General features: G+C 70.3%; 15 protein-coding genes. 5 read left to right on the forward strand and 10 right to left on the reverse strand.

All coding sequences use genetic code 11. The features are described from left to right. Positions 1-29 precede the first annotated feature (29 nt). From KY5_RS20705 to KY5_RS41855, 7 genes are all read right to left on the reverse strand, one after another. Entirely contained in the window at positions 30-1,100 is a 1,071-nt protein-coding gene (locus tag KY5_RS20705) for an LLM class flavin-dependent oxidoreductase (RefSeq protein WP_098243650.1), read from the reverse strand. 29 nt (positions 1,101-1,129) lie between these two features. Then, positions 1,130-1,996 carry a hypothetical protein gene (locus KY5_RS20710; protein WP_159072565.1) on the reverse strand — a complete coding sequence of 289 codons (867 nt, stop codon included), beginning with the start codon at positions 1,994-1,996 and terminating at the stop codon, positions 1,130-1,132. Continuing rightward, on the reverse strand, positions 1,993-2,871 hold the full coding sequence (locus KY5_RS20715) for a CPBP family intramembrane glutamic endopeptidase (protein ID WP_098243652.1): 879 nt from the start codon (positions 2,869-2,871) through the stop codon (positions 1,993-1,995). The genes KY5_RS20710 and KY5_RS20715 overlap by 4 nt, the downstream gene beginning before the upstream one ends. Continuing rightward, positions 2,846-4,174, reverse strand: a complete 1,329-nt coding sequence (locus KY5_RS20720; protein ID WP_098243653.1) for a YcaO-like family protein — start codon at positions 4,172-4,174, stop codon at positions 2,846-2,848. Before KY5_RS20720 ends, KY5_RS20715 begins: the two co-directional genes overlap by 26 nt. Beyond that, a complete protein-coding gene (locus tag KY5_RS20725; RefSeq protein ID WP_098243654.1) occupies positions 4,174-5,226 on the reverse strand; it encodes a TOMM precursor leader peptide-binding protein in 1,053 nt (350 codons plus the stop codon). The genes KY5_RS20720 and KY5_RS20725 overlap by 1 nt, the downstream gene beginning before the upstream one ends. A 47-nt stretch (positions 5,227-5,273) precedes the next feature. Beyond that, positions 5,274-6,086: a SagB/ThcOx family dehydrogenase gene (locus tag KY5_RS20730; RefSeq protein ID WP_159072566.1), complete on the reverse strand. Its 813-nt coding sequence runs from the start codon at positions 6,084-6,086 to the stop codon at positions 5,274-5,276. Positions 6,087-6,275: 189 nt separating this feature from the next. Further along, entirely contained in the window at positions 6,276-6,419 is a 144-nt protein-coding gene (locus KY5_RS41855; RefSeq protein ID WP_157877791.1) for a hypothetical protein, read from the reverse strand. A 279-nt stretch (positions 6,420-6,698) separates the two neighbouring features. Here KY5_RS41855 and KY5_RS20735 point away from each other — a divergent pair, with 279 nt between their 5' ends. After that, complete coding sequence (locus KY5_RS20735; RefSeq protein ID WP_159072567.1) at positions 6,699-7,931, forward strand: cytochrome P450 family protein; 1,233 nt, start codon at positions 6,699-6,701, stop codon at positions 7,929-7,931. Positions 7,932-8,079: 148 nt separating this feature from the next. On the opposite strand, the gene KY5_RS20740 is transcribed toward KY5_RS20735, so the two are convergent. Then, a complete protein-coding gene (locus tag KY5_RS20740; RefSeq protein WP_098243657.1) occupies positions 8,080-9,669 on the reverse strand; it encodes an MFS transporter in 1,590 nt (529 codons plus the stop codon). Between the two features lie 281 nt (positions 9,670-9,950). Continuing rightward, positions 9,951-10,649, reverse strand: a complete 699-nt coding sequence (locus KY5_RS20745) for a DUF5324 family protein (RefSeq protein ID WP_098243658.1) — start codon at positions 10,647-10,649, stop codon at positions 9,951-9,953. Between the two features lie 262 nt (positions 10,650-10,911). Between KY5_RS20745 and KY5_RS20750 the strand changes: the two genes are divergently transcribed. Then, complete coding sequence (locus tag KY5_RS20750; protein ID WP_098243659.1) at positions 10,912-11,445, forward strand: peptidylprolyl isomerase; 534 nt, start codon at positions 10,912-10,914, stop codon at positions 11,443-11,445. 142 nt (positions 11,446-11,587) lie between these two features. Continuing rightward, positions 11,588-12,487 (forward strand): rhomboid family intramembrane serine protease, encoded by a 900-nt coding sequence (locus KY5_RS20755; RefSeq protein ID WP_098243660.1) that lies wholly within the window; start codon positions 11,588-11,590, stop codon positions 12,485-12,487. A gap of 260 nt (positions 12,488-12,747) precedes the next feature. Here KY5_RS20755 and crgA read toward each other — a convergent pair whose 3' ends face one another. Then, on the reverse strand, positions 12,748-13,005 hold the full coding sequence (gene crgA / locus KY5_RS20760) for a cell division protein CrgA (protein WP_098243661.1): 258 nt from the start codon (positions 13,003-13,005) through the stop codon (positions 12,748-12,750). Positions 13,006-13,147: 142 nt separating this feature from the next. Here crgA and KY5_RS20765 point away from each other — a divergent pair, with 142 nt between their 5' ends. Continuing rightward, positions 13,148-13,918 (forward strand): DUF881 domain-containing protein, encoded by a 771-nt coding sequence (locus KY5_RS20765; RefSeq protein WP_098243662.1) that lies wholly within the window; start codon positions 13,148-13,150, stop codon positions 13,916-13,918. Positions 13,919-13,973: 55 nt separating this feature from the next. After that, positions 13,974-14,693 (forward strand): class E sortase, encoded by a 720-nt coding sequence (locus KY5_RS20770; RefSeq protein ID WP_098247376.1) that lies wholly within the window; start codon positions 13,974-13,976, stop codon positions 14,691-14,693. The last annotated feature ends 25 nt before the right edge of the window (positions 14,694-14,718 follow it).

Below are 14,718 nucleotides of genomic sequence, written 5' to 3' on the forward strand. Positions count from 1 at the left end.
TATGTTAGAGGACCAGGGCCGTCCGCTCCTCAGCGCAGTTGGGGCAGGACCTCGTCCCTGAAGAGCCGGAAGCTGCGCTCCATCGTCGCCCCGTCCTGGCCGCCGAAGTCGACCTGCCACAGGAAGGTGTCGACGGAGAGGAAGTCCCGCAGCTGGCGAGCCCGTTCGAGGACGGTGGCGGGTGATCCGACCACCGCGGTGCCCAGGCTGCGGAAGTCGGCGATGTCGAGGTTGCGCAGGGTCAAAGCCATCTGCGAGTACGTCGGGTAGTCCTTGGACGAGGTGTGCATCCATGCCTCCGCGGCCTCCGCCCACACGGTCAGGTACTCGCGGAGCAGCGGGTCGGCCGTCTCGTACGCCTCGTCGTCGGTCTCGGCGACGTAGAGCGGGATGGAGACCGCCACGCGCGGGCGCGGGCCGTCGGGGGTGGAGCCGTGCACGTCCTCGAACGTGTCGAGGTAGACCTCCACGAGGTCGCGTACGCCCGCCAGGTCCTGCTGGCGGGGCGGCGGTGTCACGAGCAGCCCGAAGCCCTGCTCGGCGAGCCAGGCGAAGCTCTGCCGGGAGCGGACCGCCGCGCCCCACACCGGCGGGTGCGGGCGCTGCACCGGAGCGGGCAGCGAGGTGGCGTCGCGGAACGAGAAGAACGGGCTCTCCTCGCTCACCTTCTCCTCGGTCCACAGCCGCAGGACGGCCGCGATGGTGTGGTTGAAGCGGTCCCTGGACTCGTCCATGGAGACCCCGAACGCGGTGAACTCGTACGGCATCCAGGCGCGCGCGAAGCCGACGTCGAGGCGGCCGCCGCTGAGCGCGTCGACCATCGCGGTGTGCGCGGCGAGCTGGATGGGGTGGTGGAAGGCGGGCAGGACGCAGCCGGTCATGAGGCGGATCCGGGAGGTCTGCGCGGCGACGGCGGCGAGGAAGGTCAGGGGGCTCGGACAGTAGCCGCCGTACTCCTTGAGGTAGTGCTCGGTCATCTTCACGTAGTCGAGGCCCGCCTCGTCGGCGAGACGGGATATCCGCAGCACGTCCTCGTAGTACTCGCGGGCGCCCCGGGTGGCGGGACGGCAGTCCGGAAGCAGTGAAATGCCGTGTTGCACGGTGGTTTCCTCTCAGTCGGGCTTCGAGATCACCGGCGGCCTGCGCCGGTTGCCGCGGGGCGTTGTTTCACGTGAAACAGCCGGTGTTTCACGTGAAACGGTCGCTTCCCTTCGGTCGGGATGAGCAGGGCGAAGAAGGCGGCATCGGCGGCGAGCAGGGGCACGAGGGTGCTGCCGCGCCAGTACAGGACGGTGTGCACGGTCGCCATGAGGACAACGGGCGCCCAGGTCTCCGGAGTGCGACGCCGGCCTGCGGGCATGCCTCGTACGACGACGGCGATCTGAGCGAGGACCGCGACGCCGACCGCCATCGCCGCTCCCGCCCCCGCGAGCGCCTCGGTGAGCGTCGCCCGAAAGACGGTCTCGTCGCAGAGCACGGCCGTGGCGAGCGTGACGACACCCCAGACGCCGGGCCCGGCGACCCGGGCCTTCGCCTCCTCGGCCACGTGTCCACGGGTGAGGGAGAGCCAGTGCGTACGCCCGGCGGCGGCGCGGGGGCGGGCGGATGTCGTGGCGGTGGCGGTGGCGGGCCGGAGCCGGGGCATTCTGCGTGCGGCGGCGAGCACCGGGCGCGTGGCGCGCAGGGCGTCGACGGTGTCCGCCAGGATGCTGGTCAGGAAGACCGCCACCGCGAACTCCCCCCAGCCCAGGGCGAGTCCGACGATCAGGAGCGGCAGCAGCGTGGCGTCGGGCGGTGCGGGGTGCCAGGGCAGGACGTCGACGGCGATGGCGGCCGCGACGGTCAGGGCTCCGGCGGCCGTGGCCGCGAGGGAGCGGGCCCGTGCGGGGGCGAGCCGCCGCAGGCGCCCGGCCAGCCAGGGCGCGAGGAAACCATAGGCGGCACAGGTCACCACGAGTACGAGTCCGCCGGCCACCACAGGCCCGGGGCCGCTCATGACGCCACCGTCCGGCCCCGGGCCCGTGACGCCCGACGGTCCTTGTCCCGTGCGTCCGGTGCGGCCCCGCGCACCGTGTTCTGGTAGCGCCAGATCCGTACGTTGAAGAGCGCGTGCGTCACGACCGCGCCCAGGGCGCTGCCGGTGGCCAGGGTGAGGGCGAGCGCGATGACCGAGAGCGGGAGTTTCGCCGCGACCTGGGCCCAGCCGAAGAAGATGTGCGAGAGCGCGAACGCGCCTGTCGCCGCGAGCAGGATCAACACCCGCTGCGCGAGGCCGTGTTGGGTCAGAGCGACGCCGGTGAGCGTGCCGCGGAACACGCACTCCTCCAGGACGCCCACCGCGACCAGCCAGCCCAGCGGCAGTGCCACGTCCGTGTCCCGGTGGCTCGGTGTCCACTGCTGCCTGGTCGTCGTGGCCGACGAGGCGCCCGCGAGCCGTGCGGCCTGCCCGACGGGGCGGGTGGCCCGGGCGCGCGGCGCGGTGGCGGGGGCCCGGCCGCCGCGGGTCGTGCCGTCACGGTTCGCCCCGCGGCCTTGGTCACGCGCGGCCGAGCGGGCGGCCCGTCGCCCGAGCCGCCGTGTGATCAGCGTGTCCGCGGTGGCCACGAGGGGGGCGACGGCGGCGCCGAGCAGCGGGCTGACCAGCAGTCCCCAGCCGACGCCGGAGCCGAGCACCCGGGGCCCGACCACCAGCAGGCCGCACCCGGCGACGACCGCGAGCACCGCGGCGTACACCTGGAGCGTGTGTACGCCGCGGTGGTCGAAGAAGCGCACATGCAGGTGTGAGGCGAGCGCCAGGCACGACAGCGCGCACAGGGTGAGCGCGGCGAGTGCCGGTTCCCGCAGCTCATGGGTATGGATGAGGGACGTCATCGGTAAAGCCCCCGTAGTCGGCGAAGCGCGGGTGCGCGGCCGGGACGGCGCTGGGCAGCGGCAGACTGACCGTCTCCGGCGACCACACCCGCATCGCGTGGAAGCCGAGCGCCCGCAGGTCGCGGGTGGTCAGATCGCCGAAGTAGAGCTGCTTCCCGGAGTGTGCGAAGGCGTCGACCAGGGTGCGTACGGCCTCCTTGACCGGGCGGTCGTCGTCCGGCGGAAGCTCGGAGGCGGCGCGTTCGGTGTGCCGGGCGAAGCGCCGCTCCACCGTGCGTGCTCCCTGGGACGTGGCGTACAGGCCGACGTTGCCTTCCAGGTCGTAGATGTCCTCGTCGGCGGGTGTGCCCTGCACCGCCTGCTCGACCGCGACCCAGGCGGCGAGCCACTGCACACCGGCCGCCTCCAGGAGCGCGCGGTACATCGCGCGGGCGAGCGAGGCGCCGCTGCCGAGCCCGATGGCGACCTCGGGCACGAGCCCCGGCGGCTGGCGCAGCAGGCAGGCGATGGTGAAGCCGGGCAGGTCGGGGCTCGGCAGGGCGTGGAACTCGGGACGCGGGGCGGAGGCGGGGAAGTACGTGTCGACGATCGCGTCGAGGTGGCGGGTGCGGGCGTCGGGGCGGATCAGGACGCTCTCGGTGCGTCCGTACCAGTGCCCCATCGCGGCGTCGACCTGCACGACTTCCTCAAGTGCCGCGCGCAGGGCGGCCTGTGGCGTGGTGTGTGTCGCGGTGCCGGTGGTGACGGCGGGCAGGGTCCAGGGCTCATCGCGCTCACGGACGTAGCCGAGCAGGAAGCGCTGGGCGGGCACCCAGCACCGCGACCCGTCCGTCAGCGAGCCGACCCGCAGCCACCCGGAGGGCGCATCGGCGTCGAAGGGGTCGAAGGGGAAGCCCTCCCGCGCGTACTGCTCGTCGGTGAAGAGCCGGAAGGCGCTCCGCGGCAGCACGGGCTCGCCACGCGCGGCCAGTTCGGCGTACGAGAGGTGGTGGATCTCGAAGCGTCCGTCGAGGGCCGCGGCGTATCCGGAGTAGCGCTCCAGCGTCTCGGCGAGCGAGCGGATGTGGCTCTCGAACGGGAAGATGCCGTAGCCGCCGATGTGATAGCTCCCCGCCTTCGGCGGCGGCTGGTCCTGGCGTACGTGCACGCCCGTCATGTCGGCGGTGCCGACCAGGAGCCGGGGACCGCCCGGATAGCGCGTCAGGAAGCCCATCGACGTGGTGATTCCGCAGAGCGGTCCGTGCATGCGGGCGCGCAGCCGGTGGACGCGCGTGTCCTCGTCCTGGTGGAGGGTGAGCCGCATCAGCCCTCCAGCCAGGTGCGCGGGTCGAAGTGGAGCGTCTCGTCGTCACGCTCGGGCACCGGGCCGCAGCCGGGGCAGCCGGGCAGCGGAAGCACCTCCTGGTAGGCGATCTCCATGCTCGGCAGGTAGCAGCCGAGGACCTTCTCGACGGTGAACGTCGAGCCGCAGCTGAGGTAGTTGGTCGCCTCCATCGCCAGGTGCGAGCAGAGCAGGGACTGCACGGGGCCGTAGACGGGCGGGGCTCCCGCGAGGACGGCGGAGCGGGCGAGCGCCGCCTTGTAGCGCTGGTATCCGGCGCTCTCGCGGAGGTTCATCGTCACGCGCGTCTCGAAGCACTCGAAGCACGCGGAGCGCCCGGCCACCATGGTGGGGCCGACGAAGAGGAAGGGGCCGTCCACCGCCGCGTACGTCCAGTCGATGCCCGCGGCGCGCGTGAGCCGGTTGAGGAGCTGGGCGCGCACCGGGTCGATGGTCCTCTCGGCGAGCAGCAGATAGCTGTCCTGCCAGGGGCGCAGCGTCTCGACGGCTTCCTCGAAGGCGAGGCCGTCGTGCAGCACGGCCGGGGCGAGGGCGTCGAGGCGGGCACGTACGGGGTGGTCGGCGCCCGGTATGAGGACGTCGCCGGTGACCTCGGCGGGCAGCAGGGAGGCGGTGAGCTCGCACAGGTCGGTGTCGCCGAGCAGGACGACGCCCGTCGCGACCGGCTCCGCGGTGCGGCCACCGAGCGCGGCCATGTCGTCGAGGTAGGCGTCCAGGGCGTTGCCAGGAGCTTCCTCGATGGCGTCGAGGCCGTAGAGATGGTCGACCAGGGCCTCGACCTCGACCCGCGAGACGCCCTCGCGCTTGGCGAGGTCGCGCCGGGAGAGCGTGCCGTCGAGGCCGCTGATCAGGTTGAAGAGGGTGCCGGAGCGGGAGTCGTCGGTGAGCGTGTAGGACTTGGCGTTCCACACACCGGTGCGCAGCTCCACGACGTCGGGGCTGTGGCCGATGACGGAGAAGGAACGGCGGACGCGGGGCTGCCCGTTGTCCGTTGGCTGCCGGTTGTCTGTCATGCGAAGCCTCTCTGCCGCTCTCCGCGGCCTTCGGTACGTCCGGGAGGTCAGGCCGCGCCGAGCAGCACGGTGTGCAGCAGCGTCCGGTGCACGCCGTCGAGACCGAGCGCGGAGTGCGCCTCGTCGTCGTAGAAGCCGGAGAAGTCCACGCTCTCCAGGCCGAGTCCGGTGGCGGCCAGATGGGCGTTCTGCGCGATGCCGCCCGCCTCGTGGAACATCGAACGCATGCCCCGTGGCCCGTACTTGCGCATCGAACGCCAGGGGTTGCCGACGAGCAGGATGACCGCGGCCGTGCGGTCGAAGTCGATGGAGCCGTCCTGCGGGTCGAAGGAGGCGATCAGTTCGGTGACGGCCTCCGGGCCCGCCTGGGTGGCCAGTGACTCCTCCACGGGCAGGAAGCGGTGAAGGCCCGGTTCGAGTCCCGCCACGTTCCGCGCGGCGAGCCAGATCTCCACGGGGTAGAGCCCACCGGCGCTCGGCACGGTGCGAAAGCCCATGGTGAGGGGCGCGCCGTCGGCGAGCTCGATGTCGGCCTCCGCGGTGACCGAGCCCGCGAAGCGCAGGACGGAGGTGATCTCGTCGAGGCCGACGGGGGCTCCGGAGAAGTCGCGGCCGCTGCGCCTGCGCAGCACCGTCTCGGTGAGGCCCGCGTCGATGTCCGCGCCTTCGGGGAGGGGAGTGCGTGGTGCGCTCCGGTGCGGAACGCGGTCCTGACGGGATTGGACCACGGCCATGACGTCGGAGAAGTAATAGCCGATCGACAGCAGGGCGGAGCGGTCCCAGCGCCGCATTCGCGTGGCCATCAGGAACTCTTCCGCGATGCGCCTGAAGGTGCCCGACGACAGATTCTCGAAGCGCATCGAGTTGGTTTGCAGGCCGACTCCCGAGGCGTTCGGACTCATCGTCCGATAGGCGCTCGTGGCCACCGAAGATTGAATAAGACGCGCTTGTTCAGGGCTGTCCGCACCGCTCATGTAATGGCGTCCCTTCGTTCTTTGAATTCACCGACGCGCGGCAGGTCATGGACCTGCCGCGCGTGGTTTTGCGGGTTACTTGCGGACAACAGCGCCGCAGCAGCAGGAACAGGCGCCCGGGACCAGAACGGCCTCGTCGCGTCCCGCGCCGAAGGGCTCGAGGGCGGCCTGGGGGGTGCTGTTGCGGTGCTCGGCGACCTTCTCGGACTGCAGCTTCATTACAGCTCCTTCCTAAGGAACAAGTGCGCGTCAGAGCACATCGGCGCACTTCTTCGCCTTGTCTGCGTACCTTGTTGATGTTTCTTGCTGTGTGCTTTGTGAGCTTTGACTTCAGGCTCACGGTCCCGCAAACTAACAGTGTTTGTCTGAGGGCACAAGGCTTGTTCGCGAGACCAATTGAGCGGTAAACGAAGACTCTAATTCCGTTTTGCTTCTTCTTTGAACTGGATAACCGAGAATTTATTGAGTGTCCGCTCGTCGGCTGTTACCAACGACCTCATGGCCCTCGATGGAGTACCTGACGAAGCAATTGATCTCCTGAACCCCGCGTTCATGGCCGACCCCGGGCCCGGCTACGCGCGGCTGCACCGCGTCGATCCGGTGACCCGCGTCCGGCTGCGGCCGGGGCTGAACCCCTGGCTGGTCTGCGGCTACGACGAGGCGATGGAGGTCCTCTCCGACCCGCTGTTCAGCGTCGACCCGGCGAGCACGGGTGACTCCGTCAGGGACGCCATCGCCGTGGGCCGCGCCGAGGAGAAGACCGCGCTGCTCGGCCGCCACCTGCTGAGCGTCGACCCGCCGGACCACACCCGGATGCGCCGGCTGATGTCCCGCGCGCTGACCGCCCGCAGGATGCGCGCCCTCGAAGGGCCGATCGGGGACTTCGCGGACGCGCTGCTGGACAAGCTCGACGCGCGGGGCGAACCCGGGTTCGACGTGCTGGGCGACTACGCCCTCCCCCTCGCCGTGGAGGTCATCTGCGAGCTGATCGGCATCCCCGCGGCCGACCGCCCGCGCTTCCAGGAGTGGGGCGCGCTGCTCGTGCGCTCCGAACTCCAGGACGATGCCGCCTTCGACGGCGCGGCGGACGAGATGGCCGGGTACTTCGTCCCGCTCCTCGCGGCCCGTCGCGAGGAGCCCGCCGACGACCTGGTGAGCGCCCTGGTGACCGCGCACGGCGAGGAACAACTGGACGACTACGAGCTGATATCCCTCGTCTACCAGCTCTTCTTCGCGGGCCACGAGTCCAGCGCGTACCTCATCTGCAACGCCGTGCTGCGGCTGCTGCGCCACCCCGACGAGCGCGCCGCGCTCGCCGCCGAGCCCGCGCTCGTCGAGCGGGTGATCGAGGAAGTCCTGCGTGTGGACGGCCCGGTGAAGGTCCCGACCTGGCGGTTTCCGCTGCGGGACATGGAGTTGGGCGGCCGGAAGGTGCGGGCGGGCGAGCCGGTGCTCATCCTGCTCGGCGCGGCGGGCCGCGACCCGAAGCGCTTCCCGGACCCGGACCGCTTCGACAGCGGTCGCACGGGCCGCCAGCACCTGGCGTTCAGCCACGGGATCCACCACTGCATGGGCGCGGCGGTCGGCCGCACGGAGGGCCGCGTCGCGGTGGGCCGCCTGTTCGCCCGCTTCCCCGGACTCGAACTGGCCGTCCCCGCGGAGGGGCTGCGCTGGCGCGACAACCTGATGATGCGGGGCGTGTGCGAGCTGCCGGTGCGGGTGGCGGGCTGAACCTCATTGAGGTCTGAGTCCCAGTGCGGGCTGAGTTCTCAGTACGGGCTGAGCCTCATTCGGGAGCGGACACACGAGCGCCGGACGGGCCCCGGCGGGGGAATGCGGTGGCCCGTCCGGCTGTCTGTGCGAGGGCTGGCGCGGCGCCTCAGAGGCGCCCGGCCACCTGCCCGGCGGAACCGGAGCCTTCGGTACCCGTACGCTCCGTCAGTTCGGTCTCGATGTCGTCGCGGTCCCTGCCGCGCACCAGGAAGTACACGGCCACGGCGGTCACCAGGAGCAGCGCGCCGCCGACCCGCTCCGCCAGGTGGAGCCCGTCCACGAAACCGTCGTTGACCAGCGCGGTGATCCGCGCGCTGCCCCCGCCGCCCGCGCTCTGCGCGCCGCCCGCCTCGACGCCGCGCAGCACCTCCTCGCGTGCGGCGGCGGGCACGTGGGCGTCGATGAGCCGGTCGCGGACGCTGTCCGTCATCCGCGTGGTCAGCAGGGTGCCGAGCACGGCCACGCCGAAGACGCTGCCGAGCTGACGCGTGGCGTTGCTCGCGCCGGACGCCATGCCGGACCGCGCGGCGGGCACCCGCATCATCACCAGGGTCGAGATCGGCGTGAGGGTCAGACCGATGCCGAGGCCGACGAGCAGGACGACCCACCAGTACTCCGCGTAGCGGGCGTCCGCGCCGTACAGGGACGCCCCGAACATCGTCAGCGAGGCGAACAGGATGCCGAGTCCGAGGGGGATCGCGCCGCCCACCTTGCTCGTCATCCAGCCCGCCAGCGGCGCGGAGACCATGGCGAGCAGCATGCCCGGCAGGATCGCGAGCCCGGCGCCCACGGCGGACCAGCCGAGCACGGTCTGCAGCCAGAGCATCAGGAAGTACGTGATGGCGAAGAGCCCGAAGTAGAGGACGAACCCGGCGATCACCGAGCCGGTGAAGACCCGGTCGCGGAAGAAGGACAGGTCGAGCATCGGCTCGCGCACGCGCAGTTCGGTGATGACGAACACGATGAGGAGCACGCCGCCCGCGAGGTAGGTGCCGACCACCAGGCGGTCGCTCCAGCCGCGCGAGCCGCCCTCGATGGTGGCGTAGACGATCGCGGACATCGCGGCGACCGAGAGGACGAGCCCCGCCGGGTCGAGGCGGCGCTCGGGATTGGACGACTCGGGGACCATGCGCACCGCGAGCACGAAGCCGAGCACCGCGATGGGCACGTACATCCAGAAGATGCCCTCCCAGCCGAAGTTCTCCACCAGGGGGCCGCCCACCACCGGGCCGAAGGCCACCGCGGCGCCCGCCACCGCCGCCCAGATGCCGATGGCGGTGCCGCGCTCGCCGCTGTCCGTGAAGACGTGCCGGATGATCGAGAGGGTGTTCGGCATCAGCAGCGCGGCGCCGACGCCGAGCACCGCCTGGGCCGCCACGAGCACCCACACCGACCCGGCGAGCGCGGAGAAGACCGCGCCGCCGAGGAACACGGCGAGGCCCGTGAGGAACGTCTTCTTACGTCCGAAGCGGTCGCCACAGGCGCCGCCGGTGAGCATCAGCGCGGCGAAGGCGAGCGAGTAGCCGCTGATCACCCACTGGATGTCCTGGATGCCGCCGTTGAGGTCGTCCTGGATGTCGGGCAGCGCGGTGGAGAGCACCGTGCTCTGCAGCATCGTCAGGGCGAGTGGGACACAGAGCGCGGGGAGCGTCCGGTAAGGGCTTGGCCCCTGTCGGGCGGGGGCGTCGACCGCCATCACACACCGTCCTGTCGAGTCGTCTGTCGCCTGTTGGTCCGGCGGATCTGTCTAACAGTGTTAGACCACTCTAACAGTGTGAGTTTGGGCTCGGGAAGCGGTGTTCGCGGGCTGTTCCACGTGAAACATCGACGGGTGCGGGCGGTTCGGTGACGGGTGGGACACGGGAAACGCCGAGGGGCGGGAGACCGGTTGGTCTCCCGCCCCTCGGCGTGGTGTGGTCGGCGCTGCGGCTGCTCGCCCGGCTGCGCCCGGCTACTTGTCCGCTCGGCTGAGCCCGGCTACTTGTCCCGCTCGGCCGCGTCCGCCTCGGCCTCGGCCTGCTTGGCCTGGACCTCGGGGTCGAGAACGGCCTGCGCGCTGCCGTCGACGGGGGTCAGCGTGGTGTCCGGGACCTCCGTGGCGGCCGGCGGCTCGACCAGCCAGTCGGGGTTGGCCTGCTTGTCCCACCACTTCCAGGCGGCGAAGGCGCCGCCCGCGAGGATGCCGAGTACGGCAAGCCTCTTGGTGAGGCGGCCCGCCCTGGCCCGGCGCTCGTGCTTGCGGGCCAGGCGCCGGATCTCCTTCGGCGTGACCTCGCCGCGCAGGGCGGCGAGTGCGGCCGCGCCACGGGCGGCGGCCTCGTCGCGGACGGGCTGTGCGGCGGCCACGGCGTGCTCGATCCGCGGCTTGGAATAGTCGGCGGCCTGCCGGGCAGCCTTGCGGGTGCGGACGGCGGCCTCGTGCGCGGCGTGGTCGACCTTCGGCGGCACGTGCGTGCGGGCCTGCTCGACGCGGGGTGCTACGTGGGCGCCGTACTGGACACGGGCTTGTTCGGCGGCCTGGGACACCTTGGGTGCGAGCCGCACGCGCGCTTCGTGGGCGTAGTGGGCGGCCCGGTCCTTGGCCGTGTCGGCGTAGGGCGCCACCGCGTCCGCGGCGTGACGCACGCTGTCCTTGGCCGAGCCGGTCGCGGCGCGCACGCTGTCGATGCGGGTCACGGGATCCTCCTCCTCGGTGGCGTATAGGTATGTCACCTTTCCACCCTTTCAGGGATCATGCCTTCTGGATGTGAAGAAGACCTGTGAGGGCGGGCATCCGGGTCACTTGCGCGTTCCGTTCAATTCGATCGATTCGGTGCAAGAAGAGCTCTTCGCCGACAATGCCACGGATAGCTCGGGTGCGCGCCCAGTCGGCGGCTACTCGTCCCAATCCGGTCCGTGCGAGGATCGGGGGGTCACAGAAGACAACGGAAGGCAGATCGTGGCTGAGCAGCTTTACGCCACCCTGAAGACCAACCAGGGCGACATCGAGGTCCGGCTCCTGCCGAACCACGCGCCCAAGACGGTCAAGAACTTTGTTGAGCTCGCTCAGGGCGAGCGCGAGTGGGTCCACCCCGCGACCGGCAAGAAGACCTCGGACCGCCTGTACGACGGCACCGTCTTCCACCGCGTGATCAGCGGCTTCATGATCCAGGGCGGCGACCCGCTGGGCAACGGCACCGGTGGTCCTGGCTACGAGTTCGAGGACGAGTTCCACCCGGACCTCGCCTTCGACAAGCCCTACCTCCTGGCCATGGCCAACGCAGGTCCGGGCACCAACGGCTCGCAGTTCTTCGTGACTGTGTCGCCGACCGCGTGGCTGACGCGCAAGCACACCATCTTCGGCGAGGTCGCCAACGACGCGGGCAAGAAGGTCGTGGACGCCATCGCGGCCACCCAGACCAACCCGCGCACCGACCGCCCGGTGAACGACGTGGTCATCGAGTCCGTGGTCATCGAGACCCGCGACGCCTGATCCACGCGTACCGACGCGCGCCGGTGCGTCGTGCGTCAGCGTGAGGGAACCAAACCGCCCCGCCCGTCCGTAAGGAAGGGCGGGGCGGCGCGTTGCCACGCGTGCCGTCGCAGTGCCTTCGTACGGAGATTGAGGGGACCCCATGGACCAGGCGCCAGGCAGCCCGCAGGAGCCGCAAGGGGCGTCGGCCCTACCCGGGTGCTACCGGCACCCGGACCGTGAGACCGGCATCAGCTGCACGCGCTGCGAGCGGCCCATCTGCCCCGAGTGCATGATCAGTGCCTCGGTCGGCTTCCAGTGCCCGGAGTGCGTCAGGGAAGGCTCGGGCACCGGTCACGCGCCGACGGCCAACCAGCCGCGCACGGTCGCGGGCGGTGCGGTCACGGCCGATCCGCGCCTGCTCACCAAGGCCCTCGTCGGGATCAACCTCGCCCTCTTCGTGGTGCAGCTCTCGGTCGGTGACAGCTTCACCGACCGGTTCGACCTGATCGGGCGGGCCTTCGTGCCGGAGCTCGGCTCGGTCGAGGGCGTCGCCGAGGGGCAGTGGTACCGCCTGGTGACGGCGATGTTCCTGCACAGCAGCTATATGCACATCGCCTTCAACATGCTCAGCCTGTGGTGGATCGGCGGCCCGCTCGAAGCGGCGTTCGGCCGGGCTCGTTACCTCGCGCTCTACGGGGCGTCGGGCATCGCGGGCAGCGCGCTGACGTACCTCATCGCCGAGCCGAACCAGCCCTCGCTCGGGGCGTCCGGCGCGATCTTCGGTCTGTTCGGCGCGACAGCGGTCCTGATGCGGCGGCTGAACTACGACATGCGGCCGGTCATCGCCCTGCTGGTGATCAACCTGATCATCACCTTCGGACCGGGATTCAACATCGCGTGGCAGGCCCACGTCGGCGGTCTCGTCGGTGGTGTCGTCGTCGGCTACGCGATGGTGCACGCGCCCCGCGAGCGGCGGAACCTCATCCAGTACGGCAGCGTCGCGCTGATCGTTCTGGTGTCCCTGGTCATGGTCCTCGTCAGGACCGGTCAGCTCACCTGACGTGCTCGCGTTGTCCACAGCGTGTGCCGGATCTTGTGCATGCTGTGGGGAACAACCGTGCCCCTTGTCCCTGACCTGGGTTTCCCCAGGAAGGACAAGGGGCGAGCGGCGAACAGAGATCCGGTGGGTCAGTCACACCGGCGTCAACCTCCGGAGAGTTATCCACAGATCTTCAGACCTTTTCCCCATGTGGATAGCGCTGTGGATAACTCAGGGCAAGGCTTGTGCGTGGAGCGCGGATGCGCTCCGTGGTGCCGCGCCTACTTCCACTGCGTGGAGACGCCGAATCCTGCCGCGATGAAGCCGAAACCGACCACGATGTTCCAGTTTCCGAGCGGGTCGATCGGCAGCTTGCCGTCCGTGACGTAGAAGACGACGATCCAGGCGAGCCCGATGAGGAACATCGCCAGCATCACCGGAGCCACCCAGCTGCGGTTGGTCAGCTTGATGTTCGTCGCCTTCTTCGAGGGCGGCGGCGTGTAGTCGTCTGCCTTCTTGCGGATACGTGACTTCGGCACGAGGGTCTCTCCTGTCGATGCGCTGCGTGGCCGCGCAGGTAACTGTCGTCTGTCGCCGGGCGGGGTGCTACGGGGAGCTGGGGCCTCCCCCGGGCGTCCGTTAGCGTAGTGCTTCCGCGGCGCTGAAGGAGATAAGGGTACGTTGAGCAATTCTGCCGACTCCCACAAAGGTGCCGGTCGCCGCCCCCGCTGGCGCCCGGTTCGGGTGCTTACGGGCGCTGTGTTCGCGCTGGCCGGGCTGATCTTCTTCACCAGTTTCAACACGGCCAAAGGCACCAACATCCGTACCGATGCCTCCCTGTTGAAACTCTCCGACCTCATCCAGGAGCGCAGCCACAAGAACGGCGAGCTCGACGAGTCCAACGGCTCCCTGCGCGACGACGTCGAATCGCTCGCGCAGCGCGACAACGGCGGCACCAAGGCCGACGACGCCCGGCTCAAGGCCCTGGAGGAGAACGCGGGGACCAAGAAGCTCGGCGGCGAGGCGGTCACCGTCACCCTCGCCGACGCCCCGCCGAACGCCACCGCCAAGCTGCCCGGCTACCCCGAGCCCCAGCCGAACGACCTGGTCATCCACCAGCAGGACCTCCAGGCCGTGGTCAACGCGCTCTGGCAGGGCGGTGCCGAGGGCATCAAGGTCATGGACCAGCGCCTGATCTCCACCAGCGCCGTGCGCTGCGTCGGCAACACCCTGATCCTCCAGGGCCGGGTCTACTCCCCGCCGTACAAGGTGACCGCCGTCGGCGACCCCGACAAGCTCAAGAACGCGCTCGCCGCGTCCCCCGAGATCCAGAACTACATGCTGTACGTCAACGCGTACGGCCTCGGCTGGAAAGTGGACGACGACGGGGCGGTGACTCTTCCGGGCTACTCGGGCACAGTGGATCTCCACTACGCGAAGCCCGTGGAGTAGCCGAGTAGCCGAGTAGCACCCGGAGTAGCACCCAGGGAGGGGCCGTCCTGTGTCGGTGCGTGTGCTCGTCAGGACGTTCAGCGAACTGTGCGTCACCGTCGGCACGTTGATCGTGCTCTTCGTGGTGTACGTCCTGTTCTGGACCGGCGTGAAGGCCGACAGTGCCATGGACAGCCAGATCGACGCGTTGCAGGACCAGTGGGCGCGGGGCGCGGTCTCCACCGGGCGGGGCGGCGCGGGCGAGGGCGACGACGGGGGCGGCAAGGGCGCCGACGACGCCGCGCCGCAGAAACCCGCCCCCTACAAGGACGGCAAGGCGTTCGCCGTCATGTACGTCCCGCGGTTCGGTTTCACGTGGAACAAGCCGGTGCTCCAGGGCACCGGCACCGACGTCCTCAAGAAGGGCCTCGGCCACTACGCCTCCACCGCCCAGCTGGGACAGAAGGGCAACTTCTCCGTGGCCGGGCACCGCCGTACCTACGGCGATCCGTTCAAGGACTTCCCGAAGCTGCGGCCGAACGACGCCGTCGTCCTGACGGACGGCGCCACCTGGTTCACCTACCGCATCGACAAGAAGCCCTACCGGACGCTCCCCAGCGACATCGGAGTCATTGATCCGGTCCCTCGCAAGTCGGGCTACGACGGCCCCGGCCGTTACCTCACGCTGACGACCTGTGAACCGGAGTGGGGCCACAGCCACCGGCTGATCGCCTGGGCACATCTCGATGCCACTCAGCCCGTGGAGGCCGGGAAACCGGAGGCACTGCGCCGTTAGTCTGGTGCCGTACGGCGAGCGAGGC

The organism is Streptomyces formicae, assembly GCF_002556545.1.
Lineage (GTDB): Bacteria > Actinomycetota > Actinomycetes > Streptomycetales > Streptomycetaceae > Streptomyces > Streptomyces formicae_A.

Bases quoted from the DNA above. Each gene is read 5' to 3' on its own strand.
- KY5_RS20710 (WP_159072565.1), bottom strand. From the start codon at position 1,996: ATGAGCGGCCCCGGGCCTGTGGTGGCCGGCGGACTCGTACTCGTGGTG.
- KY5_RS20715 (WP_098243652.1), bottom strand. From the start codon at position 2,871: ATGACGTCCCTCATCCATACCCATGAGCTGCGGGAACCGGCACTCGCC.
- KY5_RS20720 (WP_098243653.1), bottom strand. From the start codon at position 4,174: ATGCGGCTCACCCTCCACCAGGACGAGGACACGCGCGTCCACCGGCTG.
- KY5_RS20725 (WP_098243654.1), bottom strand. From the start codon at position 5,226: ATGACAGACAACCGGCAGCCAACGGACAACGGGCAGCCCCGCGTCCGC.
- KY5_RS20730 (WP_159072566.1), bottom strand. From the start codon at position 6,086: ATGCGCTTCGAGAATCTGTCGTCGGGCACCTTCAGGCGCATCGCGGAA.
- KY5_RS41855 (WP_157877791.1), bottom strand. From the start codon at position 6,419: ATGAAGCTGCAGTCCGAGAAGGTCGCCGAGCACCGCAACAGCACCCCC.
- KY5_RS20735 (WP_159072567.1), top strand. From the start codon at position 6,699: ATGGCCCTCGATGGAGTACCTGACGAAGCAATTGATCTCCTGAACCCC.
- KY5_RS20740 (WP_098243657.1), bottom strand. From the start codon at position 9,669: ATGGCGGTCGACGCCCCCGCCCGACAGGGGCCAAGCCCTTACCGGACG.
- KY5_RS20755 (WP_098243660.1), top strand. From the start codon at position 11,588: ATGGACCAGGCGCCAGGCAGCCCGCAGGAGCCGCAAGGGGCGTCGGCC.